The sequence below is a fragment of the Anabaena sp. FACHB-1237 genome (assembly GCF_014696225.1).
Lineage (GTDB): Bacteria > Cyanobacteriota > Cyanobacteriia > Cyanobacteriales > Nostocaceae > FACHB-1237.
In genome coordinates this window covers 1-1,636 of sequence record NZ_JACJPV010000093.1, presented here as the reverse complement: position 1 = coordinate 1,636, position 1,636 = coordinate 1, and the positions used below count along the sequence as shown (strand labels likewise).

The 1,636-nt window shown below is 35.3% G+C and carries 2 protein-coding genes; both read left to right on the top strand.

Translation table 11 applies throughout. The annotated features are described in order from the left end of the window. Nucleotides 1-129 precede the first annotated feature (129 nt). Nucleotides 130-729: a thioredoxin family protein gene (locus tag H6F32_RS20185; protein WP_190371049.1), complete on the top strand. Its 600-nt coding sequence runs from the start codon at nucleotides 130-132 to the stop codon at nucleotides 727-729. A gap of 640 nt (nucleotides 730-1,369) precedes the next feature. Then, entirely contained in the window at nucleotides 1,370-1,492 is a 123-nt protein-coding gene (locus tag H6F32_RS20800; protein WP_242031159.1) for a MerR family DNA-binding transcriptional regulator, read from the top strand. Nucleotides 1,493-1,636 lie beyond the last annotated feature (144 nt).

The following is a 1,636-nucleotide window of genomic DNA, read 5'->3' as shown; positions in this document are numbered from 1 at the left end:
GTTTCCTCTCATTTTTAATGCTATTTATTCTCATTAAGCCTCTTAATTTTTGAGTGACCTTTAGTTATTATGTACTACTTCAATGGCTTTTTTGATCTGTGACAGTTGAGGGTGCGGAATGTGGGTTTTATGACTTTAACACCTTCGACAATGTTACCTTTGGGAACTTTAGCACCTAAATTTGATCTCCCAGATGTAGTAACAGGTACAACAATTTCCTTGGGGAATTTTGCAGATAAAAAAGTATTAGTAGTAATTTTTCTCAGTCGTCATTGTCCTTTTGTACAACATATCAAATTGGAATTAGCAAAGTTGGGACAAGATTACAAAAATAAAAATGTGGGTATTGTCGCCATTAGTTCTAATGATATTAACACTCATCCTGATGACGCACCAGAATTACTTAAAGATTTTGCCAAAGAAATAGACTTATCCTATCCTTTGCTTTATGATGAAAGTCAAAAAGTAGCTAAAGATTTTTTTGCAGCTTGTACTCCAGACTTTTTTGTATTTGATGCTAATAGAAAGCTGGCTTATCGGGGACAATTAGATGATAGTCGTCCGAAAAATGGTTTACCTGTAACTGGACAAGATTTACGGAAAGCGATTAATTATGTTTTAGCTGATCAGGAAATTATTTGGGAACAAAAGCCAAGTATTGGGTGCAATATTAAATGGAAAGCAGGGAATGAACCAGTTTATTATCAAGTTCCGGTGGCGGTTGGGTAGTTAGGGATTTTATGGATAAAAAGTGAAACTTTACCAACACCTGCTGAGATTACTGTTATTTTTTTGTGTATGATATTTTATCAATAACCTAAATACCCAAAAACTTAAATGATCAGCCGCATTTTTCGGGTCAGAGTTTCATTGGAATTTCATCAAGAATTTGAGTTAAAATTCCTCAAGGTATCAATCCCACTTGTTAAGTCATAAGCTGTTGTGCCTTTAACTTGAATAATTAATAGAATAATTAATACAAGCAAGATGCTTGTGCTACTGTAACTTCAGGTTTTTTAATTATACAGTGCTGCACATTAGCTTATTCTTCCCGTAAGTTTCGTCACGAGTAGGATTTACTTCTTTTTTCAAATATTTAGTTTCTCTAAATATTAGTTTGGCATATTTTTTCTAAAAGTCAAGACCCATTGGGAAGTAGCGATCGCTTACACGATTGGTGTAGGCGATCGCTATACTATATATTGTGGATAGATTTCAGCCCCTACAAATTTACCCCACTTGAGCAATTATCTGTCCAATCTCTTCAGGTGTTGCACCTGTGGCCAGCATTGCCCGGATTAAGAGATTGTCCTAAGTTAACAATTTTAGACAAACCTGTACACTCATAGACAAACCTGGGGGTGATTTTATGTTTAAGCCTCATGAATTTGCTAAAAAGATTGGAGTTTCAGTTAAGACCTTGCAGAGATGGGATGTAGAAGGTAAACTTCCAGCCAAGAGGACTTTGTCGGGGCATCGTTTTTACACCTAAGATGATTTATTGATTACTCAAGGGTTAAAACCTATAGAGTCAAAACGAAAAGTAGTTGTTTATTGCCGAGTATCTTCTAGTAGTCAAAAACCTGAACTTAAAAACCAAATATCTGTGATGGAAACATTCTGTTTGAATCGCGGA